The 25,328-nt window shown below is 66.6% G+C and carries 25 protein-coding genes; 9 read left to right on the top strand and 16 right to left on the bottom strand.

Going from position 1 to position 25,328, the window contains the following annotated elements; all coding sequences use genetic code 11:
- Nucleotides 1-139 precede the first annotated feature (139 nt).
- The 3 genes from ACYZGB_RS20110 (at nucleotide 140) to ACYZGB_RS20100 (ending at nucleotide 7,529) form a co-directional block, all read left to right on the top strand.
- Nucleotides 140-3,637: a transglutaminase family protein gene (locus ACYZGB_RS20110; protein ID WP_462390615.1), complete on the top strand. Its 3,498-nt coding sequence runs from the start codon at nucleotides 140-142 to the stop codon at nucleotides 3,635-3,637.
- Between the two features lie 184 nt (nucleotides 3,638-3,821).
- Nucleotides 3,822-6,452: a circularly permuted type 2 ATP-grasp protein gene (locus ACYZGB_RS20105; RefSeq protein ID WP_462390614.1), complete on the top strand. Its 2,631-nt coding sequence runs from the start codon at nucleotides 3,822-3,824 to the stop codon at nucleotides 6,450-6,452.
- A gap of 144 nt (nucleotides 6,453-6,596) precedes the next feature.
- Nucleotides 6,597-7,529, top strand: coding sequence for a transglutaminase family protein (locus ACYZGB_RS20100; RefSeq protein WP_462390613.1), 933 nt, complete (start codon nucleotides 6,597-6,599; stop codon nucleotides 7,527-7,529).
- Here ACYZGB_RS20100 and ACYZGB_RS20095 read toward each other — a convergent pair.
- The 8 genes from ACYZGB_RS20095 to ACYZGB_RS20060 all read right to left on the bottom strand — a co-directional run bounded on the left by ACYZGB_RS20095 (nucleotide 7,495) and on the right by ACYZGB_RS20060 (nucleotide 13,025).
- Nucleotides 7,495-8,457, bottom strand: coding sequence for an alpha-E domain-containing protein (locus ACYZGB_RS20095; protein ID WP_462390612.1), 963 nt, complete (start codon nucleotides 8,455-8,457; stop codon nucleotides 7,495-7,497). The two genes, ACYZGB_RS20100 and ACYZGB_RS20095, sit on opposite strands and share 35 nt — an antisense overlap.
- The gene (locus ACYZGB_RS20090; RefSeq protein ID WP_462390611.1) at nucleotides 8,451-8,606 is read right to left on the bottom strand and encodes an alpha-E domain-containing protein; all 156 of its coding nucleotides are present in this window, start codon (nucleotides 8,604-8,606) and stop codon (nucleotides 8,451-8,453) included. Before ACYZGB_RS20090 ends, ACYZGB_RS20095 begins: the two co-directional genes overlap by 7 nt.
- Complete coding sequence (locus ACYZGB_RS20085) at nucleotides 8,600-8,755, bottom strand: alpha-E domain-containing protein (RefSeq protein ID WP_462390610.1); 156 nt, start codon at nucleotides 8,753-8,755, stop codon at nucleotides 8,600-8,602. Before ACYZGB_RS20085 ends, ACYZGB_RS20090 begins: the two co-directional genes overlap by 7 nt.
- A gap of 104 nt (nucleotides 8,756-8,859) precedes the next feature.
- Nucleotides 8,860-10,017 (bottom strand): zinc-binding metallopeptidase family protein, encoded by a 1,158-nt coding sequence (locus ACYZGB_RS20080; protein ID WP_462390609.1) that lies wholly within the window; start codon nucleotides 10,015-10,017, stop codon nucleotides 8,860-8,862.
- A 253-nt stretch (nucleotides 10,018-10,270) separates the two neighbouring features.
- Nucleotides 10,271-10,588 carry a BON domain-containing protein gene (locus ACYZGB_RS20075; protein WP_063459148.1) on the bottom strand — a complete coding sequence of 106 codons (318 nt, stop codon included), beginning with the start codon at nucleotides 10,586-10,588 and terminating at the stop codon, nucleotides 10,271-10,273.
- 129 nt (nucleotides 10,589-10,717) lie between these two features.
- Nucleotides 10,718-11,110, bottom strand: a complete 393-nt coding sequence (locus ACYZGB_RS20070; protein WP_462390608.1) for a hypothetical protein — start codon at nucleotides 11,108-11,110, stop codon at nucleotides 10,718-10,720.
- 70 nt (nucleotides 11,111-11,180) lie between these two features.
- Complete coding sequence (locus ACYZGB_RS20065; RefSeq protein ID WP_082836264.1) at nucleotides 11,181-11,345, bottom strand: DUF1328 domain-containing protein; 165 nt, start codon at nucleotides 11,343-11,345, stop codon at nucleotides 11,181-11,183.
- 276 nt (nucleotides 11,346-11,621) lie between these two features.
- Nucleotides 11,622-13,025 carry a sensor histidine kinase gene (locus ACYZGB_RS20060; protein WP_462390607.1) on the bottom strand — a complete coding sequence of 468 codons (1,404 nt, stop codon included), beginning with the start codon at nucleotides 13,023-13,025 and terminating at the stop codon, nucleotides 11,622-11,624.
- 121 nt (nucleotides 13,026-13,146) lie between these two features.
- Between ACYZGB_RS20060 and ACYZGB_RS20055 the strand changes: the two genes are divergently transcribed.
- Complete coding sequence (locus ACYZGB_RS20055) at nucleotides 13,147-13,779, top strand: response regulator (RefSeq protein WP_063458834.1); 633 nt, start codon at nucleotides 13,147-13,149, stop codon at nucleotides 13,777-13,779.
- Nucleotides 13,780-13,909: 130 nt separating this feature from the next.
- Here the strand turns inward: ACYZGB_RS20055 and ACYZGB_RS20050 are convergent, their stop codons facing one another.
- The 4 genes from ACYZGB_RS20050 to gpmA form a co-directional block, all read right to left on the bottom strand.
- Nucleotides 13,910-14,332, bottom strand: a complete 423-nt coding sequence (locus ACYZGB_RS20050; RefSeq protein WP_462390616.1) for a response regulator — start codon at nucleotides 14,330-14,332, stop codon at nucleotides 13,910-13,912.
- A gap of 113 nt (nucleotides 14,333-14,445) precedes the next feature.
- Nucleotides 14,446-15,195 carry a HesA/MoeB/ThiF family protein gene (locus tag ACYZGB_RS20045; protein ID WP_462390606.1) on the bottom strand — a complete coding sequence of 250 codons (750 nt, stop codon included), beginning with the start codon at nucleotides 15,193-15,195 and terminating at the stop codon, nucleotides 14,446-14,448.
- 103 nt (nucleotides 15,196-15,298) lie between these two features.
- A complete protein-coding gene (locus ACYZGB_RS20040) occupies nucleotides 15,299-16,735 on the bottom strand; it encodes a S41 family peptidase (RefSeq protein ID WP_462390605.1) in 1,437 nt (478 codons plus the stop codon).
- A 121-nt stretch (nucleotides 16,736-16,856) separates the two neighbouring features.
- Entirely contained in the window at nucleotides 16,857-17,600 is a 744-nt protein-coding gene (gene gpmA / locus ACYZGB_RS20035) for a 2,3-diphosphoglycerate-dependent phosphoglycerate mutase (protein ID WP_137748153.1), read from the bottom strand.
- 87 nt (nucleotides 17,601-17,687) lie between these two features.
- On the opposite strand from gpmA, the gene ACYZGB_RS20030 reads away from it, so the two are divergent.
- From ACYZGB_RS20030 to ACYZGB_RS20015, 4 genes are all read left to right on the top strand, one after another.
- Nucleotides 17,688-18,095: a rhodanese-like domain-containing protein gene (locus tag ACYZGB_RS20030; protein ID WP_462390604.1), complete on the top strand. Its 408-nt coding sequence runs from the start codon at nucleotides 17,688-17,690 to the stop codon at nucleotides 18,093-18,095.
- 79 nt (nucleotides 18,096-18,174) lie between these two features.
- Nucleotides 18,175-18,435, top strand: coding sequence for a glutaredoxin 3 (gene grxC / locus ACYZGB_RS20025; protein ID WP_063458839.1), 261 nt, complete (start codon nucleotides 18,175-18,177; stop codon nucleotides 18,433-18,435).
- Between the two features lie 107 nt (nucleotides 18,436-18,542).
- Nucleotides 18,543-19,001, top strand: a complete 459-nt coding sequence (secB, locus tag ACYZGB_RS20020; RefSeq protein ID WP_063458840.1) for a protein-export chaperone SecB — start codon at nucleotides 18,543-18,545, stop codon at nucleotides 18,999-19,001.
- Between the two features lie 63 nt (nucleotides 19,002-19,064).
- On the top strand, nucleotides 19,065-20,078 hold the full coding sequence (locus tag ACYZGB_RS20015) for an NAD(P)H-dependent glycerol-3-phosphate dehydrogenase (RefSeq protein WP_462390603.1): 1,014 nt from the start codon (nucleotides 19,065-19,067) through the stop codon (nucleotides 20,076-20,078).
- Nucleotides 20,079-20,098: 20 nt separating this feature from the next.
- Here the strand turns inward: ACYZGB_RS20015 and ACYZGB_RS20010 are convergent, their stop codons facing one another.
- A complete protein-coding gene (locus tag ACYZGB_RS20010) occupies nucleotides 20,099-20,785 on the bottom strand; it encodes an N-acyl amino acid synthase FeeM domain-containing protein (protein WP_462390602.1) in 687 nt (228 codons plus the stop codon).
- Nucleotides 20,786-20,966: 181 nt separating this feature from the next.
- On the bottom strand, nucleotides 20,967-22,211 hold the full coding sequence (gene lysA / locus ACYZGB_RS20005) for a diaminopimelate decarboxylase (RefSeq protein ID WP_462390601.1): 1,245 nt from the start codon (nucleotides 22,209-22,211) through the stop codon (nucleotides 20,967-20,969).
- 113 nt (nucleotides 22,212-22,324) lie between these two features.
- Between lysA and ACYZGB_RS20000 the strand changes: the two genes are divergently transcribed.
- Nucleotides 22,325-23,272, top strand: a complete 948-nt coding sequence (locus ACYZGB_RS20000; RefSeq protein WP_462390600.1) for a LysR family transcriptional regulator — start codon at nucleotides 22,325-22,327, stop codon at nucleotides 23,270-23,272.
- A gap of 87 nt (nucleotides 23,273-23,359) precedes the next feature.
- Here ACYZGB_RS20000 and coaD read toward each other — a convergent pair whose 3' ends face one another.
- Both coaD and ACYZGB_RS19990 read right to left on the bottom strand, forming a co-directional pair.
- Entirely contained in the window at nucleotides 23,360-23,863 is a 504-nt protein-coding gene (coaD, locus tag ACYZGB_RS19995) for a pantetheine-phosphate adenylyltransferase (protein ID WP_462390599.1), read from the bottom strand.
- Nucleotides 23,864-24,038: 175 nt separating this feature from the next.
- On the bottom strand, nucleotides 24,039-25,265 hold the full coding sequence (locus tag ACYZGB_RS19990) for a helix-turn-helix transcriptional regulator (protein ID WP_462390598.1): 1,227 nt from the start codon (nucleotides 25,263-25,265) through the stop codon (nucleotides 24,039-24,041).
- Between the last annotated feature and the right edge of the window lie 63 nt (nucleotides 25,266-25,328).

Raw genomic sequence — 25,328 nt, 5'->3', positions numbered from 1 at the left:
GTAAAAGACTTGGACAAGAAGCTCATGCGCTATATCCGCCACTACAACAAAGACCCCAAGCCCATCAAGTGGAAGCACGACGATCCGCAGCGCCGATACCGCCAATTTCAATGATTCAGTGGACTAGCATGGCCTGCATATGCCCATCCACGCCGCGCTCCACCACGTCACGCATTACCAATACGACCGGCTGGTAGGCCTCGGGCCACAGACCATCCGATTGCGGCCCGCGCCCCACTGCCGCAGCAATGTGATTTCGTACTCGCTCAAGGTCGAGCCCGCGCAGCACTTCATCAACTGGCAGCAGGACCCGTTTGCCAACTACCAGGCACGGCTGGTCTTCCCCGAGAAGACGCGCGAGTTCAAGGTCACGGTGGACCTGGTGGTGGAAATGGCGGTGTACAACCCCTTCGACTTCTTCCTGGAGCCCGAGGCCGAGAACATCCCGTTCAACTACAGCAGCGATGTGCAGCAGGAGCTGGCACCCTACCTGGCCACCGACCCGATGACGCCGCTGGTGCAGGCCTATCTGGACAAGGTGGACCGCAGCAAGCAGCGCACCATCGATTTCCTGGTCAAGCTCAACCAGCAGGTCTCGCAAGACATCCGCTACCTGATCCGCATGGAACCCGGCGTGCAGACGCCCGAGGAAACGCTGCAAAAGGCCAGCGGCTCGTGCCGCGACTCGGGCTGGCTGCTGGTGCAGCTGCTGCGCCACCTGGGCCTGGCGGCGCGGTTTGTGTCGGGCTACCTGATCCAGCTCACACCCGACGTGAAGGCGCTCGATGGCCCCAGCGGCACCGACCACGACTTCACCGACCTGCACGCCTGGTGCGAGGTCTACCTGCCCGGCGCGGGCTGGATCGGCCTGGATGCCACCAGCGGCCTGATGGCGGGCGAGGGCCATATCCCGCTGGCCTGCACACCCCAGCCCTCGGGCGCCGCGCCGATTGAAGGCGGCGTGGACAAGGCCGAGGTGGAATTCAGCCACGAGATGCGCGTGACGCGCATCTTTGAATCGCCCCGCGTGACCAAGCCCTACACCGAAGACCAGTGGCAGGCCGTGCTGGCGCTGGGCGAGCGGGTGGACGCCGACCTGGTGGCGGGCGACGTGCGGCTGACCATGGGCGGCGAGCCCACCTTTGTGGCTGTGGGCGACCGCGACGCGCCGGAGTGGAACACCGACGCGCTGGGCCCCACCAAACGCGGCTTTGCCACCGAACTCACGCACAAGCTGCGTGCCGAATATGGACAGGGCGGCTTCCTGCACTTTGGACAGGGCAAGTGGTACCCGGGTGAGCAGCTGCCGCGCTGGGCCCTGTCCATCTGCTGGCGCGCCGACGGCCAGCCCGCGTGGCAGAACCCCGCGCTGTTTGCCGACGAACGCAACCCCTCGCACTACACCAGCGCCGACGCCGAGCGTTTTGTGCGCCACCTCACTCGCAAGCTGGGCGTGACGGACCGCTACATCCAGCCCGGTTACGAAGACACCTTCTACTACCTGTGGCGCGAGCGGCGCCTGCCGGTCAACGTGGACCCGTTTGACGCGCGCCTGGACGATGAGCTGGAGCGCGCACGCCTGCGCCGTGTGTTCGAGCAAAAACTCGACAGTGTGGTGGGCTATGTGCTGCCGCTGCAGGCAGGCGAAGGCGCGGGCACGCTGGCGGGCAGCGTGTGGAGCACCGGGCCATGGTTCTTCCGCGACGACCGCATGCTGCTCATCCCCGGCGATTCGCCCATGGGCTACCGCCTGCCGCTGGACGCCCTGCCCTGGGTGAAGGCATCGGACACCGAGCACCTGATCCCGCAAGACCCGACTGCGCCCCAGGGCCCGCTGGCCGCTGCCACCACGCTGCGGGCGCGGTATTCCGTGCCATCCGGCCCGATCACTGGCGACCGCGACCTGCCCTACCTGGCGGGCGCCACCGCGCCTGGCGAGGCACGGCGCGTAACGCAGAGCACTGCGGGTGGTGATAACGCGCGCCTGTCCGGTCAGCCCGACCCGCATACGGGCGTGCAGCCCCCGGGCAAGTTCCAGTCGGCCGCAGGCCTGTCGCGCACGGCGCTGTGTGTGGAGGTGCGCGACCCGCGCCGCGCCAGCGGCCCCAAGGCCGAGAAGGTGGGCGAGAAATACGGCGTGCTCTATGTCTTCACGCCACCGCTGTCGCGCCTCCATGATTACCTGGACCTGCTGGCCGCCATCGAAGCCACGGCCGAAGAGCTGGGCATGAAGATCGTGCTGGAAGGCTACCCGCCCCCGCGCGACGCACGCCTGAAGGTGCTGGCAGTCACGCCCGACCCGGGCGTGATCGAAGTGAACATCCACCCCGCCAGCCATTGGAAGGAGCTGGTGCAGCACACCGAGTTTCTGTACCAGGCCGCGTGGGAGACGCGCCTGTCGGCCGAGAAGTTCATGACCGATGGCCGCCACACCGGCACCGGTGGCGGCAACCACTTTGTGATGGGCGGCGCCACACCGGCCGACTCGCCGTTCTTGCGCAAGCCCGAGCTGCTGGCCAGCCTGCTGCTGTACTGGCACAACCACCCGAGCCTGAGCTATCTGTTCAGCGGCCTGTTCATCGGCCCCACCAGCCAGTCGCCGCGTGTGGACGAGGCGCGCAACGACCAGCTGTACGAGCTGGAGATTGCACTGCGCGAGATCGAATCCAACCGCGCGACCTATGGCCAGGACATGCCGCCCTGGCTGGTGGACCGCACGCTGCGCAACATCCTGGTGGACGTGACGGGCAACACACACCGCAGCGAATTCAGCATCGACAAGATGTTCTCGCCCGACAGCAGCACCGGCCGCCTGGGCCTGCTGGAGCTGCGCGCGTTCGAGATGCCGCCCCATGCCCAAATGAGCGTGGTGCAGCAGCTGCTGCTGCGCGCCCTGATCGCCCGCTTCTGGAAGACGCCCTACCGCGCGCCCGCCGCCCGCTGGGGCACCGAGCTGCACGACCGCTGGATGCTGCCCACCTTCATCCAGCAGGACATGCACGACGTAGTGGCCGAGATGAACGCCGCAGGCTACGCGTTTGACGCGGCCTGGTTTGCGCCACAGTTCGAGTTCCGCTTCCCCATGGTCGGCACGGTGAAATCGATGGGCGTGGAGCTGACCCTGCGCAACGCGCTGGAGCCCTGGCATGTGATGGGCGAGGAAGGCTCGGCCGGTGGCACCGTGCGCTACGTGGACTCGTCGCTGGAGCGCATCGAGGTGCGCGTGACGGGCATGAACGAAAGCCGCCATGTGGTCACCGTCAACGGCCAGCCGCTGCCGCTGCAAAGCACGGGCACCACCGGTGAATTTGTGGCGGGTGTGCGCTACAAGGCCTGGAACCCGCCCTCGGCCCTGCACCCGACCATTGGCGCCCATGCGCCGCTCACGTTCGACATCGTGGACACCTGGATGAACCGCTCGCTGGGCGGCTGCCAGTACCACGTGGCGCACCCGGGCGGGCGCAACTACGACACCTTCCCGGTCAACGCGTATGAGGCCGAAAGCCGCCGCCTGGCGCGCTTCTCGCGCATGGGCCACACGCCGGGCAGGCTGGCGGTGCCGCCTGCGACCATCGAGCTGCCGGGCAGCCGGGAGTTTCCGTTCACGCTGGATCTGCGGCGAAAAATGCGGCCGTAGAGCCCCCCCCTGAGTCGCTGCGCGCCGTCCCCCCCAGGGGGACGACGCCCTTGCTGTGGGGCGGCCCTTGCTTGGCGTCTCTGGCCTGGGCCGTGCCGGTTTCGACGGGGGTGGGTAACCCGCAGAGTGCCGGAGACCAAATGCCCGAAAATCGAGTGCAGTGACAAACCCCAACGACCGCCTCTTGCCCAACGACCTCCCCGAAAGCGCGGCCCAGCTGGCTGCTGCGCTGGCGCCCACCGCTGCGGCCGGGCATTTTGATGAGCTGCGGGGCGCTGCGGCTCCCGCGCGCACGGCCCCCACCGACCGCATGGCGGGTGCCGCATCCGCTCCTGTTTCAATAGCTAACAACCAAGACCTGTCGCGCCCATGGGCCGATTTTTTTGAACAACTGGGGCCCGACGGCTTCCCCGACCTGGACCGGCGCATGGCGAGCCTGCAGCGCCAGGTGCGCGACAACGGCATCACCTACAACGTCTATGCCGACGCCGACGGCCCGCAGCGGCCCTGGTCGGTGGACCTGTTCCCGCTGATCCTCTCGCAGGGCGACTGGGCGCACATCGAGCGCGGCGTGTTGCAGCGCGCGCGCCTGCTTGACCGCGTGATGGCCGATGTGTATGGCCCACAGGAGCTGCTGCGTACGGGCCTGCTGCCCAGCGCGCTGGTGCAGGGCCACCCCGGCTACCTGCGCCCCATGCACGGCGTGCAGCCGGTGGGCGGCACGCACCTGCCGATTGCCGCGTTCGACATGGCGCGCGACGCGCAGGGCGGCTGGTGGGTGGTCACGCAGCGCACGCAGGCGCCATCGGGCCTGGGGTATTTGCTGGAGAACCGGCTGCTCATCTCGCGCCTGTTCCCCGAGGCCTTCAGCCAGATGCATGTGCAGCGCCTGGCCGCCACCTACCGCGCGCTGCTCGACGGGCTGCGGCAGATGAGCCCGGCGGGGCAAGATGCGCGCATCGTGCTGCTCACGCCCGGCCCGTACAACGAGACCTACTTCGAGCACGCCTACCTGGCGCGCTACCTGGGCCTCACGCTGGTGGAGGGCAACGACCTCACCGTGCGCGATGCGCGCCTGTACCTCAAGACGCTGCACGGCCTGCAGCCGGTGCACGGCATCCTCAAGCGCCTGGACGACGAGTTTCTGGACCCGCTGGAGCTGCGCAGCGACTCGCGCCTGGGCGTGCCCGGCCTGCTGCAGGCCATTCGCGCGGGCAATGTGCTGGTGGCCAATGCGCCGGGCTCGGCCTTCCTGGAGTCGTCGGCCATGCTGGGCTTCATGCCCGCGCTGTCGCGCCACCTGCTGGGCGAGGAGCTGGCCCTGCCCTCGCTGCCCACCTGGTGGTGCGGCGAGCAGGCGGCCCAGCAGGCCGTACTGCCCCAGCTGCCCCACAGCGTGATCCGGCCCACCTGGCCCAGCCTGCAGCGCCCGCCCGTGCTGGGCGGCACCTTGTCACCGCAAGACCTGGCCCGGTGGACGGAACGCATCCAGGGCCAGGGCGACGAATACACCGTGCAAGCCTACCTGCCGCTGTCGCAGTTGCCCACCTGGCGCACCGAAGGCGGTGGTGGCAATGGTGGCGGCAGCCACATCGCGCCACGCTCGGTGATGCTGCGCGTGTTTGCCGTGTGCGACGGCCCCGGCTCGTGGCGCGTGCTGCCTGGCGGGCTGGCGCGCATTGCCACCGACGAGCGCGAGATCGCCTCGATGCAGCGCGGCGGCAGCAGCGCAGATGTGTGGGTGCAGACCGATGGCCCGGTGGACACCACCACACTGCTCGCGCACAACCAAAGCGCCCCTGCCGTCGTGCACCGCAGCCGCCAGGTGACCAGCCGCGCGGCCGAAAACCTGTTCTGGCTGGGCCGCTACACCGAACGCACCGAAAACGTCACGCGCCTGGCGCGCATTGCGCTGCAGTGCCTCAATGGCGAAGACCAGTCATCCCAGCCGCTGCTGGCCTGGCTGAGCGCCCTGGCCGTGGGCCAGGGCCTGGTGCTGCCGTCGGTGCCACCCGCCACGCAGGCGCGGCGCGTGTTCGAGCGCTCGCTCATCGCCGGGCTCACCCAGCCCGCGCTGGTCACCAGCGTGGGCTACAACCTGCGCGGCATCCTGGGCGCGGCATCGGCCGTGCGTGACCGCCTGTCGCAGGAGCATTGGCACCTGATCGTGAGCACCGAAGCCGAGTTTTTTGCGCAACGCCCGAACGGCACCGACGACGGCGACTATTCACCGCTGGAGGCCCTGCGCCAGCTCGAAACCCTGAGCGGCCGCACCGCCGCCATGACGGGCCAGCAGACCGACCGCATGACGCGCGACGATGGCTGGCGGCTTCTGTCCATCGGCCGACACCTGGAGCGCCTGGGCTTCCTGGCGGCAGCGCTGGAGGGCGGCCTGCAGACCGGAGCGGTGTTCGATGAAAGTGGCTTCGAGGCCATGACAGGGCTGTTCGACAGCACCATCACCTTCCACGCGCAATACCAGCAGCGGCGCGACATGCCCGCGCTGCTCGACCTGCTGGTGATCGACCGGGACAACCCCCGGTCGCTGGCCTGGGTGGCACAAACGCTGCGCGGGCGCATTGCCAAGATCGAGACAGCCGCAGGTACACCTGGAGAGTCGGCCGCTGCGGGCATTCCCGAAGCGTCCGAGCTGTCGCTGGTGGCCTTGTGTGCGCAGGATGCCGAGGGGCGGTACGCGATGCTGGACCAGTACCTGGGGGCTTGTGTGCGGGGCGTGATGGGCCTGTCGGATGTGCTGGCCACGCGCTATTTCACCCATTCAGCGGATGCCCTCCGTCACAGCGTAGGGGCTTGAAGTGGAACACCCCCTGAGTCGCCTTCGGCGCCTTCCCCCTCAAGGGGGACGCAGCCCTCGCTGCGGGGCGGCCCTTGCTCGGCTGCCCTGGCCTCGGGCGTGTCGGTTTCACACACTGCCTTCGGTCTCCAAGCCTGGATTCCTATGAAACTGCGCGTCATCCACGAAACGGTGTACCAGTACACCCCCGCAGTGCAGAACGCCCAGCACATGGCCCATTTGCGGCCACGCACCGGTGTGGTGCAGCGTGTGCTCACCCACGCGCTCCAGATCGACCCCGCCCCTGCCCAGTGCGAAGCCACGCAGGACGTGTTTGGCAACACCCGTGCGTTTTTCAGCCTGCCTTTTACCCACGAGCGGCTGCATGTGCGTGCCGAGACCTTGCTGGAAACCGCCCCGCCGCCACCCGCCCCGCCCGGCGAGCCCTGGGAGGCGGTGCGCGAGCGGCTGGCCTACCGGCGGGGCATGCCCTACCACCCCGCCACCGAATTCAGCTTTGCCTCGCCCTACATCCCCCGGCACGCCGACTTTGTGGCCTATGCCCGCGCGAGTTTTGCGCCGGGGCGCCCGCTGATGGATGCAGCACGCGACCTGATGGCGCGCATCCACGCCGACTTTGCCTACACCGCCAACGCCACCGATGCTGGCACGCCCGCACTCGAATCGCTGCGGCTGCGCCGGGGCGTGTGCCAGGACTTTGCCCACGTGATGATCGGCTGCCTGCGCAGCCTGGGCCTGGCGGCGCGCTATGTGAGCGGCTACCTGCTGACCGCGCCCCCACCGGGCCAGCCCCGGCTGGTGGGGGCCGATGCCTCGCACGCCTGGGTGTCGGTGTGGTCGCCAACGGCCGGGCAGGACGGGGATGCGCCAGACAACGCGGCGTGGTGGGACCTGGACCCGACCAACGACCGCGCCGCTGGCGAGGACTACGTGACGCTGGCCATCGGGCGCGACTATGCCGACGTGTCGCCGCTGCGCGGCGTGATCCATGGCGGCGACCACCATGTGCTGCAGGTGGCGGTGACCGTGGAACCCATCGGCTTTACACCGCCGACGGCACCAGGAAATCCCGGCTGATCCGCGCGCCCAGGTCGTTCACCCGCTCCAGGAACTGCGTGAGGTAGGCATGCAGGCCGTTGGTGAAGATTTCGTCGATGCGCGCAAACTTGAGGTGCGCCAGCAACCGCCCCGCATGCCGCTGCGTCTCGCCCGACTGGCTGCTGCCCAGCATGTCGAGGTTGCCCAGCACCTCCTTCATGCAGGCGTGCAGTGATCGGGGCATGTCGGCCCGCAGGATCAGCAGCTCGGCCACGCGCTCGGGCGTGATCACGTCGCGGTAGACCTTGCGGTAGGTCTCGAAGCCCGAAACACTCAGCAGGACGGCGCTCCAGTGGTAAAAGTCATGGTCCTGGTCCTGCGCGGTGGCCGCGCCCATGAAATCGCTCTGCACGGCGTGGAACTTCACATCCAGCAGGCGCGCCGTGTTGTCGGCCCGCTCCAGAAACGTGCCCAGGCGCATGAAGTGCAGGGCTTCGTCCTGCAGCATCATCGTGCCCACCGTCGCGCCCCGCGACAGGTGCGAGCGGAACTTCACCCACTCAAAAAAATGCGCCGGGTCGCTCTCCAGCGCACCACTGGCGATCAGCCGGTTCACCTCCAGCCAGGTCTGGTTCTGGATCTCCCAGGCCTCGGTGTTGAGCGCGCCGCGCACGGCCCGCGCGTTCTCGCGCGCGGCCTGCAGGCAGGCCACGATGGGCGAAGGGTTGGACGGGTCCTTGACCATGAAGTCCAGCACCTTGGCCGGGTTCACCTCGCCGTGTTGGGCCGTGTAGGCGGGCAGCAGTTCGCTGATGGATAGCAGGCCCTGCCAGCCCTGCAGGGCCACGTCGGCGGATTGGGGCAGCAGCGCGCTCTGGTGGTTCACATCCAGCATGCGGGCGGTGTTCTCTGCCCGCTCGGTGTAGCGCGCCATCCAGAACAGGTGGTCGGCAGTGCGGCTCAACATACAGCCTCCTTGTTCAGCGAGGGCAGAGAACCCCGGGCGTGCTGCGCACGCTGGCGGTGTTGTGTCGAAAGCCCTGCTACGCAGGACTTTTCTGCCCGCTCGGTGTAGCGTGCCATCCAGAACAGGTGGTCGGCAGTGCGGCTCAACATACAGCCTCCTTGTTCAGCGAGGGCAGAGAACCCCGGGCGTGCTGCGCACGCTGGCGGTGTTGTGTCGAAAGCCCTGCTACGCAGGACTTTTCTGCCCGCTCGGTGTAGCGTGCCATCCAAAACAGGTGGTCAACAGTGCGGCTCAGCATGGGGATGTCCTTCCTGGAGTCTGTGTAGCGCTGCTCGCACCGAGCAAATTCCAGGCCCCAACCATCAATACTGAACAAAAACAGGCTTCACCGCCTGTCCCTATTCACATTTTTGCTATATTTTTAATAGCATATGGAGCAACAGGTGCAGGGGCCTGCTGCCGGGTGGCCACCGCTGCAGCGGGAGCCACCGGCCGCTGGCCTGCGGCGCGCACCACGTCGTGCACAAAACGGAGCTTGGCGAGTGCCTGCTCGGCCAGGGCAAAAGGGTAGGCATCCAGCTGCCCCAGGCTGCGCGTGAGGCTGTTGAGCAGCAGCGTCAGGGGCACGAGGTGCCGCAGCATGGTGTCGAAGTCGGGCGCCGGGGCGTCAAAGGGATCGACGGCCCGGCTGTGCTGCGCGCCGTAGATGCCGGGCACGGTGACCTCGGTGGCATAGCTGGCCGATGTCTCCAGCAGGTCGATCATGTGCAGGTAATGGGCCCAGGTCTCGGCCCAGTCCTCCCAGGGGTGGGCTGCGGCATAGGCACTGACGTAGTTCTTGGCCCAGTCGCCGCCATCGTTGCCTTTGGCGTAGTGGGCTTCCAGCGCGGCGGCATAGTCCTGGCGCTCATCGCCAAACCGTTGGCGAAAATCATCCAGCCACCCGCCGTCCCGCACCAGCTGGTCCCAGTAGAAATGGCCCGACTCGTGGCGCAGGTGGCCGATGAGTGTGCGGTAGGGCTCGCCCAACGCGATGCGGCGGCGCGCGCGCTCGTCATCGTCCGCCTCGGCCACGTTGAGCGTGATGGTGCCGTTGTGGTGGCCCGTGAGCACCGGCGGGCCTCCTGGCACCTCGGCCAGCAGGTCGAACACGGGGCCGCTGCGCCCGGGCGCGGGCTCCAGGCCCAGGCGCGCCAGGCTGTAGAACAACCGCCGCTTGGCCGTCTCGATCTGCATCCAGCGGCCCATGTGGGCCGGTTCTGCCACATCGGGCATCAAATGGGTCTGGCGGCACGAGGGGCACAGCGCCTGCGCGTCGTCAGCAGGCACCGCAAAGTTGCAGGCTTGGTACTCGGTCTGGTTGTGGCACATGCGGTAAAGCGCACCGCCCCCGCCCGGCCCCACCCGCTGCCACAACCCGGGGCCTTGCTGCGGTGCAGGTACCAGGGCCGCCATGACCAGGGCGTCGGGCAAGAAGGCCAGCGCATTGCCGCAGTGCAGGCACTGCACGCTGTCAAAAAACACCAGATGACCACAGTGGTCGCAATTGAATACCCGCATGGATTGAGCTTAACCCCAGACGCGATGCGACAGTGGGCTCAACAGAGGGTCTTCCATGCCAATGGAACTCCAGGCCATGCCGCAATGGCCAAGCCGGGCCCGCTGATTCGTCTTGTCCTTTGCAATGGGCGTGGCCAATGCCAGTGCCCCCGCGCAAGGGCCGCCCCGCCGCGCTGGGGGCGTCCCCCTCCCAGATTGCGAAGCAATGTGAGAGAGGGGTGAAGGCGCGCTGCGCCTCAGGGGGTGTCCTCGCTTACGGCCGCACAACAATGCTGTTGCGCACTTCGCGCACATGCTTGGTGTTGCGGGCGATGTTTTCGGCCTGGTTCTTCTCGGCCTGCGACTTCGCAAAGCCCGACAGCTGCACCGTGCCGTTGAGTGTCTCCACACTGATGGAGCTGGCCGATACGCTCTTGTCTTCGACCATCTTGGCCTTGACGGCGGTGGTGATGCCCGCGTCGTCCACATAGGAACCCACGGTCTGTTGCTCGCGGGCCACCGAGCAGCCCGTGGCCGTGACGATGGTGATGCCGGCAACAGCGGCGAAAGCGAGGGCACGTGCGTATTTCATGGTGTTTTCCTTGTTCAAGAAGGGTTGGGAACGCGGGTGCAGGAACATGTGCAGTCTACCGGTCTGTGGCACCCGCCGTCACCGGTGGACTGTGGAGAAAAGCCAGGCCTTCGTCCGATGGCGCCGTGCTCAGTAGGCGCGGCGGCGGCGGGACAACCACAGCGCCAGGGTGGCCACGGCGGCGCCGGTTGCTGCGGCAATCACCAGCGACTTGCCGGGCTGCTCCGCCACATAGCGCCCAGTGGCATCGGCAGCATGCTGGATCTGGCGGCGCGCACGGGCACTGGTGTCGGCGCAATATTCAATGCTGCGGGCAGCCAAGTCCTGGGCGCGGGCGGCCAGGTCATCGATAGCGGGGTCGGCCCGACGGCGCAGGGCGCGTACTTTGTCTTCGGCCTGGTCCAGTGATTGGTCTGCTGCCGCACGGGTGGCCATCACGGCGTCTTGCGCGCTTTGCAGCACGTCGTCGGCCAGATTGCGGGCGTTGTCGGTCAAATTGTGGGTTGCGGTGGAAAGGCTCATCAGAAGCTCCTTGGAATCATGTGTTTGGGGGAAGGCCGCAGCTGCGGCCCGCAGGGATCAGTGCGGGGTCCTACCCCTTCTTGAGCAGACCCAGGACAAAGGTCACCACGGCCATGATCACAAACACGAAGAACAGGATCTTGGCGATGCCCACGGCACCGGCAGCAATGCCGCCAAAGCCAAAGAGCGCGGCGACCAGGGCGATCACCAGAAAGACGACTGCGTAGTGCAACATTTTTTCCATCTCCTTGTGGGTGGCCGGAACACCGGCGTTGGGATGGCGCGAGAACCTCAGCGCCTGCACTCCACTGTAGGCAGCAGGCCCAGCCGTAGATGCCGGTGCCCGGCGCGCACCGCTGTCGGCGCCGCTGCGGCGGTGCTGTAGGACGGAACGCCACAGCCAGCCAGTGCGGGCGTGCGCTGGAGCAGCGTGCGTGGCAGCCTGCGCTGGGGCCCATGTCGGCCCCACGGGTCGTGGTGGGCTGATGGGGGCCTGGGGGGCGGAGAATCTTCAGTCGCCCAGGGCGGCGATGGCCTGCACGGCCACAGGCGCACGCTGCAGCGGCAGCACTGCCGACAGCAAGGTGCCATTGCCGGGACGCGAGGTGAGCGCCAGCCGCCCCCCTGCCGCTTCGACGCGGTGGCGCATGCCCGCCAGCCCGTGCGAGGTGGGGCGCACGGTGGCGAGGTCAAAACCCACCCCGTCATCGCGCACCTGCACCGCCACATGGGTGGGGTGGGCATGCACCGACACCAGCACCTTCTTGGCCTGGGCGTACTTGCCGATGTTGGTCAGGGCCTCCTGCACCATGCGGTACACGGTGAGCTGGGTGGCATCGGGCAGCTGCACGGCCTCCAGGCTGGTCTCCACCTCGATGCCCGCACGCTCGGCATATTCGCGCGTCAGGATCTCCAGCGCGGCGGTGAGCCCCAGGTTGGACAGGGACGAAGGGCGCAGGTCTTCGATGATGCGACGCTTGAGTGCAATGCCGCTGTTGAGGGTGTCCGTGAGGTGCTTGAGGCGCTCAGCCACATCCGGCGCCGTGGCATTGATCTTGGACTTGAGGCGGGCGACATCGAGCTTGGCAGCGGTCAGCAAGGCGCCCAGTTCGTCATGCAGCTCGCGCGCCAGGTGCCCGCGTTCTTCCTCGCGCACCTGCTGCAGGTGGTTGGCTAGCTCCGACAGCGTGGCGGTGCGCTCGCGCACCAGGCCTTCCAGGCGGTCCCGCTCGCGCTCCAGCAGCGCCTGCTCACGCAGATTCACGGCCTGCACGGCCTGCGTCTGGCGCAGGTACATGTAGAAGGCCAGCAAGCCAATCACCGTGACGGTGGCAATGCCGATGCGCGACAGCGTGAGCGACTGCTCAATCTGCTGCTGGCCTTGCGACAGGCGCAGGTCGCTGCGTGCGATCAGCTCCTGCGCATGGGTGCGAATCGCCTCCATGTGCTCCTTGCCCACGTCGGTGTTCAGGATGAACTTCCAGGCGTCTTCATTGCCCTTGCGGCGCAGGCGCAGGCTCAGCTCCATCTCGGCGAGCTTGCGCGAGATCTGCCGCGACAGCAGCGCGAACTCCTGCATGTCGTCCGGCGAATTCATGAACTGGTTGCGCAGCCGGTCCAGATTGGTCTGCACGGTGGCCACGGCCTTGTCGTAGGGCTCCAGGTAGGTCTCATTGCCAGTCAGCAGGTAGCCCCGCTGGCCGGTCTCCGCATCCAGCATGCTCTGCAGCAGCTTGTTCACATCGCCCCGGGTGGCCATGCTCTGGTCCATCTGCTCCAGCGCATCCTGCGACCGCATGTGCCCCGTTTCATTGATGCCCACCAGCACCATGGCGGCCAGCAAGGCCATGGGCAGGCTCAGCGCCATCTTGCGGACCTTGGGCAGCCAGCGCTGGGTGTTTTCCTGGAGATTCATAGGCTTATTCTGGATAATGGACCATCACCTGACCATGGTTCTGTCTGTGCTTGCACATGCCGGACCGCCGCACACCCACACGCACCGGCAGCACAGCAGCTGCATCACGAAAGAAACACCAATGATCAAGATCGGCATTGTGGATGACCATGCAATTGTTCGCTCCGGCCTGCGCCAGTTTCTGTCGGAGCATGTAGACCTGCGGGTCGAAGGCGAAGCCGCCAACGGCCGCGAAGCCATCGACCTGGTGCGCAACAAGGAAATCGACGTGCTGCTGATGGACCTGTCGATGCCCGGCCAGAGCGGGCTCGACGCATTGGCCATGCTGCGCGCGAAGGCGCCGGACATGGGCATCCTGATCCTGAGCGGCTACCCCGAAGAACACTATGCGATCAACCTGATCCGCCAGGGCGCCAGTGGCTACCTGAACAAGGAGTGCGAGCCTGCAGAGATCGTGGAAGCCATCCGCACCATCGCGCTGGGCCGCCGCTACCTGACCCCCACCGTGGCCGAGTTGCTGGCGCAGCAGCTCAACCGCAAGGACGATGCACCGCCCCATGAGCAGCTGTCGGAGCGCGAGTTCCAGGTGTTCCTCAAGCTCGCCAAGGGCGAAACCGCAGGCGACATCGCCAAGGCCTTGTCGCTGAGCGTGAAAACCGTGAGCACCTACCGCACCCGGCTGATGGAAAAGATGAGTCTGTCGTCCAACAGCGACCTGACCTACTACGCGCTCAAGAACCGCCTGATTGATTGACATGGGGAAGGCTTCGCCTGGGGCCTGGGCAGCTAGGGATCCAGGCGAGGTTGGCTGAAGCGGGCAAGGTGAATTGGCACGGGCTCCAGCGGATGTGCTGCATTTCGCCCATGCGCCTGCAGCACGGGCGTCACGCGCCCGAAGGCGGGCTCAAAGAGCCGCTCGCATCCACGCCGGCCGGGTGGCTGCTGTGCAGCACGCAGTAGTCCACCAGCGCATCGATCTCGTTGGATTTGTCGAACACGGCATCCACCCCCAGTTGCGCACAGCGCATGCGCACATCGGGGGTCGCATAGTTGCTCAGCACCACCATCTTCTGCCCCGGGCGGCGCGTGCGGCAGGCTGCCAGCACCCCCAGCCCGCTGCCTTGGCGCAGGAACAAATCGACGATGGCCAGATCCCACTGCTCACCATGGGTAGAAAGCCACTGCGTACCTTCGTCCTCGGTTTCTGCCACACCCACGGCTTCCACAGACGCCAACTCTTCCAGAGTCCCGATCAGGTTCTCACGGATGGTTGCGTTGTCTTCAACAATGTAGGTGCGCAGCTTCACAGACGGGTCCATGTTGGCGATCAGCGCAGGGGCACGCTGCTCTCACCCCGAATTTAAGCGTTGGGGTGTCCGGATTCTGCCAGCGGCCACAGGCTGGGGTTGTAGGAGCAGTCCTACCGCGCCACACACACCGGGCAATGCGGAGCACGCTGCACACGCATGGTGTTCCACTCCATCGAACGCCCATCCAGCATCAGCAGCCGCCCCGCCAGCGAGGGCCCAATGCCTACCAGCAGCTTGAGCGCTTCGGCTGCCTGCATCGCCCCCACCACGCCCACCAGGGGGGCAAAGACGCCCATGGTGGAGCAGCGCGCCTCTTCAAATTCCGCGTCGGGCGCAAAGATGCAGGCATAACAAGGCGACTGTTCGTCGCGGGGATCCACCACTGTGATCTGGCCGTCAAACTGAATCACCGCACCCGCCACCAGGGGCTTGCGGTGCCGCACACAGGCGGCGTTGACGGCATGGCGTGTGGTGTAGTTGTCGCAGCAGTCGAGCACCACCGTGGCGTCTTGCACCAGGCGCTCCAGGGACGCCGCGTCCACCCGGGTCTGCAGCCGGGTCACCCGCACGTCGGGGTTGATGGCTGCAATGGCCTCGGCGGCCGAATCCACCTTGGGGCGCCCCACCCGCGCCGTGGTATGCGCAATCTGGCGCTGCAGGTTGGTGAGATCCACCACATCATCATCGACCAGCGTGATGTGCCCCACACCCGCCGACGCCAGGTAGAGCGCCGCGGGAGACCCCAGCCCGCCCGCGCCGATGATGAGGGCGTGCGCCGCCAGCACCCGCTCCTGCCCCTCGATGCCCATTTCATCGAGCAGGATGTGGCGGGAATAGCGCAGGAGCTGGTCGTCGGTCATGGGGAGTCGGGCGCCAAAAGGTGGCGGGGCAGAGACACGGAGAGGAAAGGAAAAAGGCTGGATTCCTCGCGAAATCCAGCCCGCAGAGCAGAGCGCGAAAGGCTCAATTCTCTTTCTTTTCTTCCTTGCGTTCAGTCAGGGTCTTGCTGACGAGCACCGGGCGGCCCTTGAGCTGGTTGAGCGCCTGCACCAGCTGGAAGTCCTTGTCGGTGCCGAACTCGGGGATCTTGCGGTCAGCGGCAGGCTTCTTGGCTTCCTCTTCCAGGCGCTTGCGGGCGTCCTCGCGGGCCTTTTCACGCGCCTCGTCCTTCTTCTCTTCGCCCTGGCCGCTGCCCAGGTGCTTTTCAAGATCGGCCTCGCGCATGCGCAGGGCGGCAAAGGGACTGCCCTCTTCCGACTCGTCGATCATCACATCAGGCACGATGCCCTTGGCCTGGATCGACTTGCCGCTCGGGGTGTAGTAACGCGCCGTGGTCAGCTTGATGCCGGTGTCCGGCCCCAGGGGGCGCACGGTCTGCACCGAGCCCTTGCCAAAGGTCTGGCTGCCCATGACGGTGGCGCGCTTGTGGTCTTGCAGTGCACCCGCCACGATTTCGCTGGCCGAGGCCGAGCCTTCGTTCACCAGCACCACCAGCGGCACGGACTTGAGCGCAGCGGGCAGGCGCTTGAGCGGGTCACCACCGCCACGGCGCTGGTAGTAGTCGGGCGAGGCTTTGTAGGTGGCCTTGCTGTCGGCCAGCTGGCCATTGGTAGAGACCACGGTCACGTTTTCGGGCAGAAAGGCGGCCGAGATCGCCACGGCAGCATCCAGCAGGCCACCCGGGTCGTTGCGCAGGTCCAGCACCAGGCCCTTGAGGTTGGGCTCCTGCTTGTAGACCTCTTCCACCTTGCGCACGAAGTCATCCACCGTGCGTTCCTGGAACTGCGACAGGCGGATCCAGGCGTAGCCGGGCTCGATCACCTTGCCCTTGACGGACTGGGTCTTGATCTCTTCGCGCGTGATGGTGACGGGGAAGGTGCGGCCTTCGTCCTTGCGGAAGATGGTGAGCGTGACCTTGGTGTTGGGCTCGCCGCGCATGCGCTTGACGGCGTCGTTGAGCGCCAGGCCCTTGACGGCGGTATCGTCAATCTTGGTGATCAGGTCGTTGGTCTTGAGGCCTGCACGGAAGGCCGGCGAGCCCTCAATGGGGGAAACCACCTTGATCAGGCCGTCTTCCTGCGTGATCTCGATGCCCACGCCCACAAAACGGCCCGAGGTGCCTTCGCGAAATTCCTTGAAGGCCTTCTTGTCGAAATACTGGGAGTGCGGATCCAGGCTGGACACCATGCCCGAGATGGCATCGGTGATGAGCTTCTTGTCGTCCACCGGCTCCACATAGTCGGTCTTGACCAGTCCAAACACGGCGGACAGCTGCTGGATTTCTTCCAGCGGCAGCGGTGTCATGGCACCGCGCGCCACGGTTTGCAGTGACACCGTGGTGAGCGCACCCGCCACCACCCCCACTGACACCCATCCTGCAATCTTGAGTTTTTGGCCCATACAACACCTTTACCGCATCAAAACCAATATACACCTTGGAAGGGCCAAACCCGCCGCAGTTCCGCATGGATGCTCACTTTGGCGGCGATCAGCGGGGTTTTCCCCCGCCTTTACCAACGATTTACGCTTTGCCCTGCGAAGCCACGGCTGCGGCGGCCTTGGCAGCTGCCTCGGCGTCACCCAGATAGTAGTGACGGATGGGCTTGAGGTCGGCGTCGAGTTCGTATACCAGTGGAATCCCATTGGGAATGTTCAGGCCCACGATGTCGGACTCGGAAATGTTGTCCAGGTACTTCACCAGCGCACGGATGGAGTTGCCGTGCGCGGCCACCACCACGCGCTTGCCCGAACGGATGGCGGGCGCCATGGCCTCGTTCCAGAACGGCAGCACGCGGGCCACGGTGTCTTTGAGGCATTCGGTCAGGGGCACGTTCTCGGCCGCCACACCGGCGTATCGGCGGTCGCCGCGCTCGCTGCGGGGGTCGGTGGCTTCCAGCGCGGGCGGGGGGGTGTCATAGCTGCGGCGCCACACCAGCACCTGCTCGTCACCGTACTGTTTGGCCATGTCGGCCTTGTTCAGGCCCTGCAGGGCGCCGTAGTGGCGCTCGTTGAGGCGCCAGTCCTTCACCACGGGCAGCCAGGTGGAATCCATCTCGTCAAGCGTGTACCACAGGGTGTGGATGGCGCGCTTGAGCACGCTGGTGAAGGCCAGGTCGAACTCGTAGCCCTCGGCCTTGAGCAGCTTGCCGGCCGACATGGCCTGGGACACGCCGGTGGGCGTCAGATCCACATCGGTCCAGCCGGTGAAGCGGTTTTCAAGGTTCCAGGTGGATTCGCCGTGGCGGATCAAAACGAGCTTGTACATGGTTTCCCCAGGAAAGGCGGGTCAAAAGAAAGCGGGCCAAAACCCAGCATTCTAGAATTACGCCGTTCGCCAACCCAAGGAAACTTCGTGAAATTCATTATCGACAACTGGTATCTGATCTTTGTTGCACTGGCTTCGGGCAGCATGCTGCTGTGGCCGGTCCTCAAGAACGCCAGTGGCGGCTCGCTGACGCCCGCACGCGCCGTGCAGCTCATCAACCGCGAAAAAGCCGTGGTCATCGACGTCTGCGAGACCGGGGAATTCGCCGCTGGCCACGTGGGCGGCGCCAAGAACGTGCCCCTGGGCCAGCTGGAAGAGCGCCTGCCCACCGTGGTCAAGAACAAGGCCCTGCCCGTGGTGCTGGTCTGCGCCAGCGGCGCCCGCGCCAACCGAGCCGTGGCGATTGCCAAGAAGCTGGGCTACGACAACGCCCAGGCCATGGCCGGTGGCCTGAAAGCCTGGCGCGAAGCCAGCCTGCCTGTGGAAAAAGCCTGACCTGCCCCCAGTTATTCGGTCAGCGCTACGCTTGCCGCTGGTTTTTCAGCCCCCACAGGAAGAAAGAGGAAGGTCCGACATGCAACCCGTGAAGATGTACACCACCGCCGTCTGCCCCTACTGCATCCGGGCCAAACAGATCCTCAAGTCCAAGGGCGTGGAGCAGATCGAGGAGATCCGCATCGACACCGACCCCGCCGCGCGCAGCCACATGATGGAGATCACCGGCCGCCGCACGGTGCCGCAGATCTACATCGGCGACACCCACGTGGGTGGCCACGACGACCTGGTGGCGCTGGACAGCCGTGGCGAGCTGATGCCCCTGCTGGGCGCCGCCTGACCCCACCCCTGGGCGCTGCATAATGCAGCCCCATGTGCCCGCTGCGGGAGCTGCTCCCCGGCGGGTTTTGTTTTGCCAAAACCCCCTCGCAGAGAGACTTGTCACCCATGGCCGACCAAGAAAACCCCGTGTTCCAGATCCAGCGCGTCTACCTCAAGGACATGTCGCTGGAGCAACCCAACTCCCCCGCCATCCTGATCGAGCAAGAGCAGCCCAGCGTGGACATCCAGCTCGGCGTGGAAGCCACCCCCGTGGCCGAAGGCATCTTTGAAGTGTCCGTGACGGCCACGGTGCAGACCAAGATCAAGGACAAGACCGTGTTCCTGGTCGAAGCCAAGCAGGCCGGCATCTTCGAAATCCGCAACGTGCCCGAAGACCAGATGGGCCCCATCATGGGCATCGCCTGCCCCCAGATCGTGTACCCCTACCTGCGTGGCAACGTGGCCGACGTGATCAACCGCGCAGGCTTCCCACCCGTGCACCTGGCCGAAATCAACTTCCAGGCCATGTACGAGCAGCAGCAAGCGCAAGCCGCTGGCCAGGCTTCCCCCATCATCACGCAGTAACTAACCATCAGCGTTTAGAGGCTTTTTGGGCCTCTACCGCCTGATACATAAGCGCAAGCAGCTATGAAAATCATAGTACTAGGCGCTGGCGCCTGGGGCACGGCCGTCGCCATGAGCGCGGCCCAGCACCCCGCCGGGCACGCGGTCACCCTCTGGGCCCGCGATGCAGCCCAGGCGCGGAGCATGCGCACAGAGGCGCAGAACACCCGCTACCTGCCGGGCATCGCCTTCCCCCCTTCTCTTTCCGTGGCCGACGGCGACCTGGGCCCGCTGCTGCCCGGCTCCGACCTGGTCATCGTGGCCACGCCCATGGCGGCGCTGCGCGGCATGCTGCAGGCGCTGGCTGGCTGCACCGCGCCCGTCGCCTGGCTGTGCAAGGGTTTTGAAGCCGTGCCTGCGGGTGCAGATTCAGCCTCTTTTGGGCTGCTGGCGCACGAGGTGCAAGCGCTGATAGCTCCCAATTTGATAGCAGGCGTATTCAGCGGCCCCAGCTTTGCGCAAGAGGTGGCGCTGGGCCAGCCCACGGCCTTGGTCGCTGCCAGCCCCCATGCGCAGGTGCGCGATGCACTGGTCAACGCCTTCCACAGCCCCAGCGTGCGCGTGTACGCGAACGAGGACATCGTGGGCGTGGAAGTGGGCGGTGCCGTGAAAAACGTGCTGGCCATTGCCACCGGCCTGTGCGACGGGCTGGCTTTGGGCCTCAACGCCCGCGCCGCGCTCATCACGCGCGGCCTGGCCGAGATGACCCGCCTGGGCCTGGCGCTGGGCGCGCGGCCCGACACCTTCATGGGCCTGTCGGGCTTGGGCGACCTGGTGCTGACCGCCACCGGCGACCTGTCGCGCAACCGCCGCGTGGGCATGCTGCTGGCCGAAGGCAACAGCCTGCAACAAGCCGTGGAATCCCTGGGCCATGTGGCCGAAGGCGTCTACAGCGCCCGCACCGTGGTGCAGCGTGCGCAGAGCCTGGGCGTGGACATGCCCATCGCCGAGGCTGCGGTGGCCCTGCTCGACGGCCGCCTGCGCCCTGCCGAGGCGGTGGCCCAGCTCATGGGGCGCGGTCCCCGGGGCGAACTTTGACGTAGGCCGCGCCTCGGGGCTCATCCCACCGACAGGCGCCGCAGCAGCCCCTCTTCATCGTCGGGGTGAAAGAAATACGGGTAGAAGCTACGCTCCTCGCTCGACAGCTGCGGCTGCCCGCCAAACTGGTTGATCAGGCTGCGCCCCTTTTCCGCACTGATGTGCAGCAGCACGGCGGGGGCACCCACCCGCTCGCACAGGCGCTCCGGCCCCAGCAGGTCAAAACGCAGCATGCGCCGGTAGAACGGGGCATGGCGCGGGTTCACCTCGATGACCAGGTCGGTAGCGCGCCGGGCGCGGAAGGCCGTGATCCACGCGATGTGAAAGATGGCGCCCAGCACATGCTTGGAGCGCACGCCCGGGTCCATGGCGAGCTTGCCCATTTCGCAGATGCGCGCACCGCGCTGGCGCAGCGCGGCGATGTATTCGGGGTAATGCTCTTCTGCGGCCAGGTAGCCATCGTCCATGCGGACCGAGATCGTACCCTGGGCCTGCCCGTCGATCTGCACCACCAGGCTGCTCAAATCGCAGTCATGCGACAGGGTAGCCTGCATGTTGTAGCCCCGGCTGGCATACATGCGCGCCAGCAGGCCCTGGCCCTTGCGCGAGAGGCGGATCTTGCAGGTCTTGGTTTCCGCCTGGCCCAGGCGGCTCAGGTATTCGCCGGGGTAGGCCAGCTCGACGATGGTCTGCTCTTCTGCGGGCATGACAGGCTCCGTGGACGGGGACTCGCGCCCCCGGCATACGACAAGCCTAGAGCGCTGGAAGCAGCCAGCGTAGCCGCATCCCGCAACACCTGCACCAACAGCCGAGGTGGCTCCCGACCAACGGTGGCGCCGCATTCGCCAATGGCAAGGCAGAACCACCCGGGCGGCCCTCAGCCAGGTGTTACAGCCCGGCTTCGAGCGCCAGCAGCTCGTCCACCGTCTGGCGGCGGCGGATCAGGCGGGCCTGGCCGCCATCCACCAGCACCTCGGCAATCAGGGGCCGGGTGTTGTAGTTGGAGGACATGCTGGCGCCGTACGCCCCGGTGTCGTGGATCACCAGCAGATCACCCACCTGCGCGGCGGGCAGGTCGCGCGGCAGCACCACGCCGCCATCGCCCTGGGTGAACACGTCGCCCGATTCGCACAGCGGGCCCGCCACCACGCTGGGCTGCTCTGCCGCCTGGGTACCATCGCGGCGCAGCACGCTCATGGCGTGGTAGCTGCCGTACATGGACGGGCGCATGAGTTCGTTGAAGCCGGTATCGACCAGCACAAAGTGGTTGTTGCCCGCGTTCTTGGTGGCGCGCACCTGGCCCAGCAACACGCCGGATTCCGCCACCAGGAAGCGGCCGGGCTCGATCTCCAGGCCCAGCTTGTGGCCCACGATGGCCTCGGCCTGCTGGCGCGCTGCGTCCCACAGGCCGTGGTAATGCTGCGTGTCCACCACCGGGTCGCCGCTGCGGTAGGGGATGGACAGGCCACCACCGGCCGAGATGGCGTGCAGGTCGTGCCCCGCTGCATGCGCCGTGCGCACCAGGTTGACCATGGCGCCACACACTTCCTGCAGGTGGCTGTAGTCCACGCCCGAGCCGATGTGCATGTGCAGGCCCACCAGCTTCAAGCCATGCTGCTTGATCGCCGCCAGCGCCGCAGGCAGGTCGGTGTGCCAGATGCCGTGCTTGCTGTGCTCGCCACCCGTGTTGGTCTTGTTGCTGTGGCCATGGCCAAAGCCGGGGTTGATGCGCAGCCACACCGCATGGCCCGGCGAACGCGCGCCCAGCTGGTGCAGCATGTCGATGGAGCCTGCGTTGACCGGCACGCCATGCTCCACCACGCAGTCCAGCGTGGCCGCGTCGAACAGGTCGGCGGTGAAAACGATCTCCGACGGCTCGCCACCGGCCACGTAGCCCGCCGCCAGCGCGCGCAGGATCTCGCCGCGCGAGACCGCATCCACCTTCACACCCTGCTCGCGCATCAGCTTCAGGATGTGGATGTTGGAGCAGGCCTTCTGCGCAAAGCGGATGGTCTCGAAGTTGGACACCTGCGCAATGCGCTGGCGAATAGTGGCCGCGTCATACACCCACAGCGGGGTGCCAAACTGGTCAGCCAAGGCCCAGAGCTGGGCGGGGGAGAAGGGGTTGGACATGGGGAGGCTCCGAAGGCAGAGGGCGTGAACGATGCGCGGATGATGCCCCCATCCATGCATTCAGTCGAATGCTTTGATTTACGCTATCCATTCAATATTGATATGCTCCATGCATGACCGGACTGACCGATACGCCCCTGGCCCACCGCATCACCCACCGCCACATCGAGGTCTTCCGCGCCGTGATGACCGCAGGCAGCGCCACGGGCGCCGCCGACCTGCTGCACAGCTCGCAGCCCACCGTGAGCCGCGACCTGGCGCGGCTCGAATCGCTGCTGGGCTATGCGCTATTCGAACGCGTGCAAGGCCGACTGCGCCCCAACGCGCGGGCGCTGGCGCTGTGGGACGAGGTGCAGCGCTCCTGGCAGGGGCTGGAGCGCGTGGTGGACCGCGCCGTGGCGCTGGGCCGGCCCGACGCCGTGCAACTCTCGGTGCTGTGCCTGCCCGCGCTTGCGCACGCCTTGTTGCCCGGCGCGGCAGCGCGGCTGATGCAGCACCACCCGCAGGCGCGCCTGTCGGTCACGCCGCAAGAGTCACCGCTGCTCGAAGAATGGATGAGCGCCCAGCGCTTTGACCTGGGCCTGTGCGAGCAGACCAGCGCCCCGCCCGGCACCCGCGCCGAGGTGCTGCTCACGCTTGACGAGGTGGCCGTGTTGCCCGCCACCCACCCACTGGCCCGGCAGCGCAGGCTGCAGTTGGAAGACTTTGCCGGTGAATATTTTGTGAGCCTGTCGACCGACGACCCCTACCGCCGCCTGATCGACGCACGTTTTGCCGAGGCCGGGGTGGCCCGCACCCTGCGCATGGAAACCCACAGTGCCGCCGCCGTCTGCGCCATGGTGCAGCAGGGCCTGGGCGTGGCCATCGTCAACCCGGTGACGGCCCTGGCCGCCGCCAGCGACCAGCTGGTGCTGCGGCCCCTGGCGTTTTCGATTCCGTTCAGCGTCACGGCGCTGCTGCCGCTCTACCGCCCGCCCCTGCCCGAGGTGGCACCCATGCTGGAAGCCTTGCGGGCCGAAGCCGCCGCCATTGCACAGCGCCTGGCACAACAGGATGCCTAGCTACTATTTGTATAGCTACAAACCCTTTACCATTGCGCGGAAACGGCTATTTTCTTGCCCAGAAGCGGGCCCCACCCGCAGAGCCGGTCAGCCCGGCGCCGCCAGGCTGCGCACCTTGACGGCCAGCCGCTCCTCGACCGAAGGCGACACGAACTTGGTCACCTCGCCGCCCAGCACCGCAATCTCGCGCACAAAGGTGCTGCTGATGAACTGGTACTTGTCGCTGGGGGTGAGGAACACGGTTTCCACCTGCGGCATCAGGCTGCGGTTCATGCCTGCGAGCTGGAACTCGTAGTCAAAGTCGGTCACGGCGCGCAGGCCACGCACCATGGCCTTGCCGCCGCGCGACACCACAAAGTCGCGCAGCAGCCCCGAGAAGGGCTCGACCTGCACCTGGGGATACATCTTCACAGCATCGCGCACCATCTCGATGCGCTCTTCCAGCGAAAACAGGGTCTTCTTGTGGTGGCCCGCAGCCACGGCCACGATCACGCGTTCGAACAACTGGGTGGCCCTGCGCACCACGTCTTCATGGCCCAAGGTGATCGGGTCAAAGGTTCCGGGGTACACGGCGAGCACGTTCTGGGCCATGGCTGGTTGTCTCCTGTCTGGCGAATGACGTTGGCCCCCGGCCCCCGGGGCATTCCCCCCGCAGGGCCCGCCGGGCCGCGTGCGCGCATTATGCAGTGCAGTGCAACATGAACTAGCGGCGTACATGCCAGGCCCGGCGCCCATGGACTGAGCAGAGCGCCCCTTACACAACCTCTCAGACCATGGGAATGCCTTGCAAGGACACCTGCCCCGGCGCCAGCAGCATCAGCCGGGCCACCAGCGCCACCAGGTCTTGCTGGCGCTGGGTGCGTGTCTTGGCCAACAGGGCGCTCATCTGGGTGCGCACCGTCGATATGCGGGAGCCGCGTGCATCGGCAAAGTCCTGCGGGGTCTGCCCACGCATCAGGGCCAGCAGCAGGTCCGACTCCGACGGGCTCAGGCGGTAGGCCTGGCGGGCCAAGGCCACGGCCGCCTCGGCCCCCAGGCTGCGCTCCAGCACCGCCCAGGCCACACCGGGGGCGCGGTGGTGCAGGCCCAGCGCGGCCAGGTCGCTGAGCGGCAGCGTCACCAACAGCAGCCCGGCGTCTGGGCCAGGCAACTCCATACAACCGCTGCGCCCCTGCAGCGACTGCTGGAACAGCGCGCGCAGCGCCCCATCGCCCGTGCTGGCCAGCACCGGCCCGCGCTGCAGCGTGCGCAGCGCGATGCTCTCGGGCCGGGCGCTCAACAGCCGGGCACGGGCATTGGCGTGCAGCAGTCGGCCTGCGGTGTCAAAAAACAAGAGCCCCATGGGCATCTGCTCCATCAGTGACTCCAGGCCCTGGGTTCGCGCGCGCAGGGCCTGCATCTCACGGTGCAGATAGGCCGCGCGCTGCACGCCGCCGAACTCAGCCCGAAAGCGGCCCACCTCTTCAGGCGCAAAGCCTTCGTCGTCGCCCTGGCGGTATACCGACAGGAACAGATTGCCAACGGGGTGCGATGCGCCCTGGCTGCCGCCGAACATGCGGGTGCCAATGCCGTACTCGCGCAAGAAGTCACTGTAGATCTCGGTGCGGCGAAAGCTGCGCATGGCCTGCACCGGCGCGTCCGTCGCCACCCAGACGCCCGCTGCCGTGCCCAAGTGCGCACGCTGCGCCATGGCGTCATCCCACAGCGGGTCTTGCAGGCGGTAGTGCGTGGCGTAGCGCTGCGCCGCCTCGGGTGTCACACCCATGGCCAGCAACGCAGGCGCTCCATCGCTCGATGGCGACTGCAGCCAGTAGTCAGCCACTGGGTGGGCGGCAAATTCCGCCCCCCACTGCGCCAGCTGATCCAGATCGCGGGCCAGGAAGGCGCCACCGAGCAGGTCCGCACGAAAGCTGGCGGCATAACGGGCCAGGGCGTCGCCCCAGCGCGCGTCATCGGCAACAGAACACAGCAGATCACCCAAGGCTTGGTGCAACGGGGGCCTTTCAGAAAAAAACAGCGGATGGTAGGGGCAACACTTCTGCACATCATCCGTCAT

This window comes from Acidovorax sp. Q11 (assembly GCF_054950075.1).
Note: the sequence above shows the minus strand (reverse complement) of the source record. Positions and strands in the feature narration are given on the sequence as shown.

Coding starts and splice junctions, on each gene's coding strand:
- ACYZGB_RS20110 (WP_462390615.1), top strand. CDS start 140: ATGCCCATCCACGCCGCGCTCCACCACGTCACGCATTACCAATACGAC.
- ACYZGB_RS20100 (WP_462390613.1), top strand. CDS start 6,597: ATGAAACTGCGCGTCATCCACGAAACGGTGTACCAGTACACCCCCGCA.
- ACYZGB_RS20095 (WP_462390612.1), bottom strand. CDS start 8,457: ATGTTGAGCCGCACTGCCGACCACCTGTTCTGGATGGCGCGCTACACC.
- ACYZGB_RS20090 (WP_462390611.1), bottom strand. CDS start 8,606: ATGTTGAGCCGCACTGCCGACCACCTGTTCTGGATGGCACGCTACACC.
- ACYZGB_RS20085 (WP_462390610.1), bottom strand. CDS start 8,755: ATGCTGAGCCGCACTGTTGACCACCTGTTTTGGATGGCACGCTACACC.
- ACYZGB_RS20080 (WP_462390609.1), bottom strand. CDS start 10,017: ATGCGGGTATTCAATTGCGACCACTGTGGTCATCTGGTGTTTTTTGAC.
- ACYZGB_RS20075 (WP_063459148.1), bottom strand. CDS start 10,588: ATGAAATACGCACGTGCCCTCGCTTTCGCCGCTGTTGCCGGCATCACC.
- ACYZGB_RS20070 (WP_462390608.1), bottom strand. CDS start 11,110: ATGAGCCTTTCCACCGCAACCCACAATTTGACCGACAACGCCCGCAAT.
- ACYZGB_RS20065 (WP_082836264.1), bottom strand. CDS start 11,345: ATGTTGCACTACGCAGTCGTCTTTCTGGTGATCGCCCTGGTCGCCGCG.
- ACYZGB_RS20060 (WP_462390607.1), bottom strand. CDS start 13,025: ATGAATCTCCAGGAAAACACCCAGCGCTGGCTGCCCAAGGTCCGCAAG.
- ACYZGB_RS20055 (WP_063458834.1), top strand. CDS start 13,147: ATGATCAAGATCGGCATTGTGGATGACCATGCAATTGTTCGCTCCGGC.
- ACYZGB_RS20045 (WP_462390606.1), bottom strand. CDS start 15,195: ATGACCGACGACCAGCTCCTGCGCTATTCCCGCCACATCCTGCTCGAT.
- ACYZGB_RS20040 (WP_462390605.1), bottom strand. CDS start 16,735: ATGGGCCAAAAACTCAAGATTGCAGGATGGGTGTCAGTGGGGGTGGTG.
- gpmA (WP_137748153.1), bottom strand. CDS start 17,600: ATGTACAAGCTCGTTTTGATCCGCCACGGCGAATCCACCTGGAACCTT.
- grxC (WP_063458839.1), top strand. CDS start 18,175: ATGCAACCCGTGAAGATGTACACCACCGCCGTCTGCCCCTACTGCATC.
- secB (WP_063458840.1), top strand. CDS start 18,543: ATGGCCGACCAAGAAAACCCCGTGTTCCAGATCCAGCGCGTCTACCTC.
- ACYZGB_RS20015 (WP_462390603.1), top strand. CDS start 19,065: ATGAAAATCATAGTACTAGGCGCTGGCGCCTGGGGCACGGCCGTCGCC.
- ACYZGB_RS20010 (WP_462390602.1), bottom strand. CDS start 20,785: ATGCCCGCAGAAGAGCAGACCATCGTCGAGCTGGCCTACCCCGGCGAA.
- lysA (WP_462390601.1), bottom strand. CDS start 22,211: ATGTCCAACCCCTTCTCCCCCGCCCAGCTCTGGGCCTTGGCTGACCAG.
- ACYZGB_RS20000 (WP_462390600.1), top strand. CDS start 22,325: ATGACCGGACTGACCGATACGCCCCTGGCCCACCGCATCACCCACCGC.
- coaD (WP_462390599.1), bottom strand. CDS start 23,863: ATGGCCCAGAACGTGCTCGCCGTGTACCCCGGAACCTTTGACCCGATC.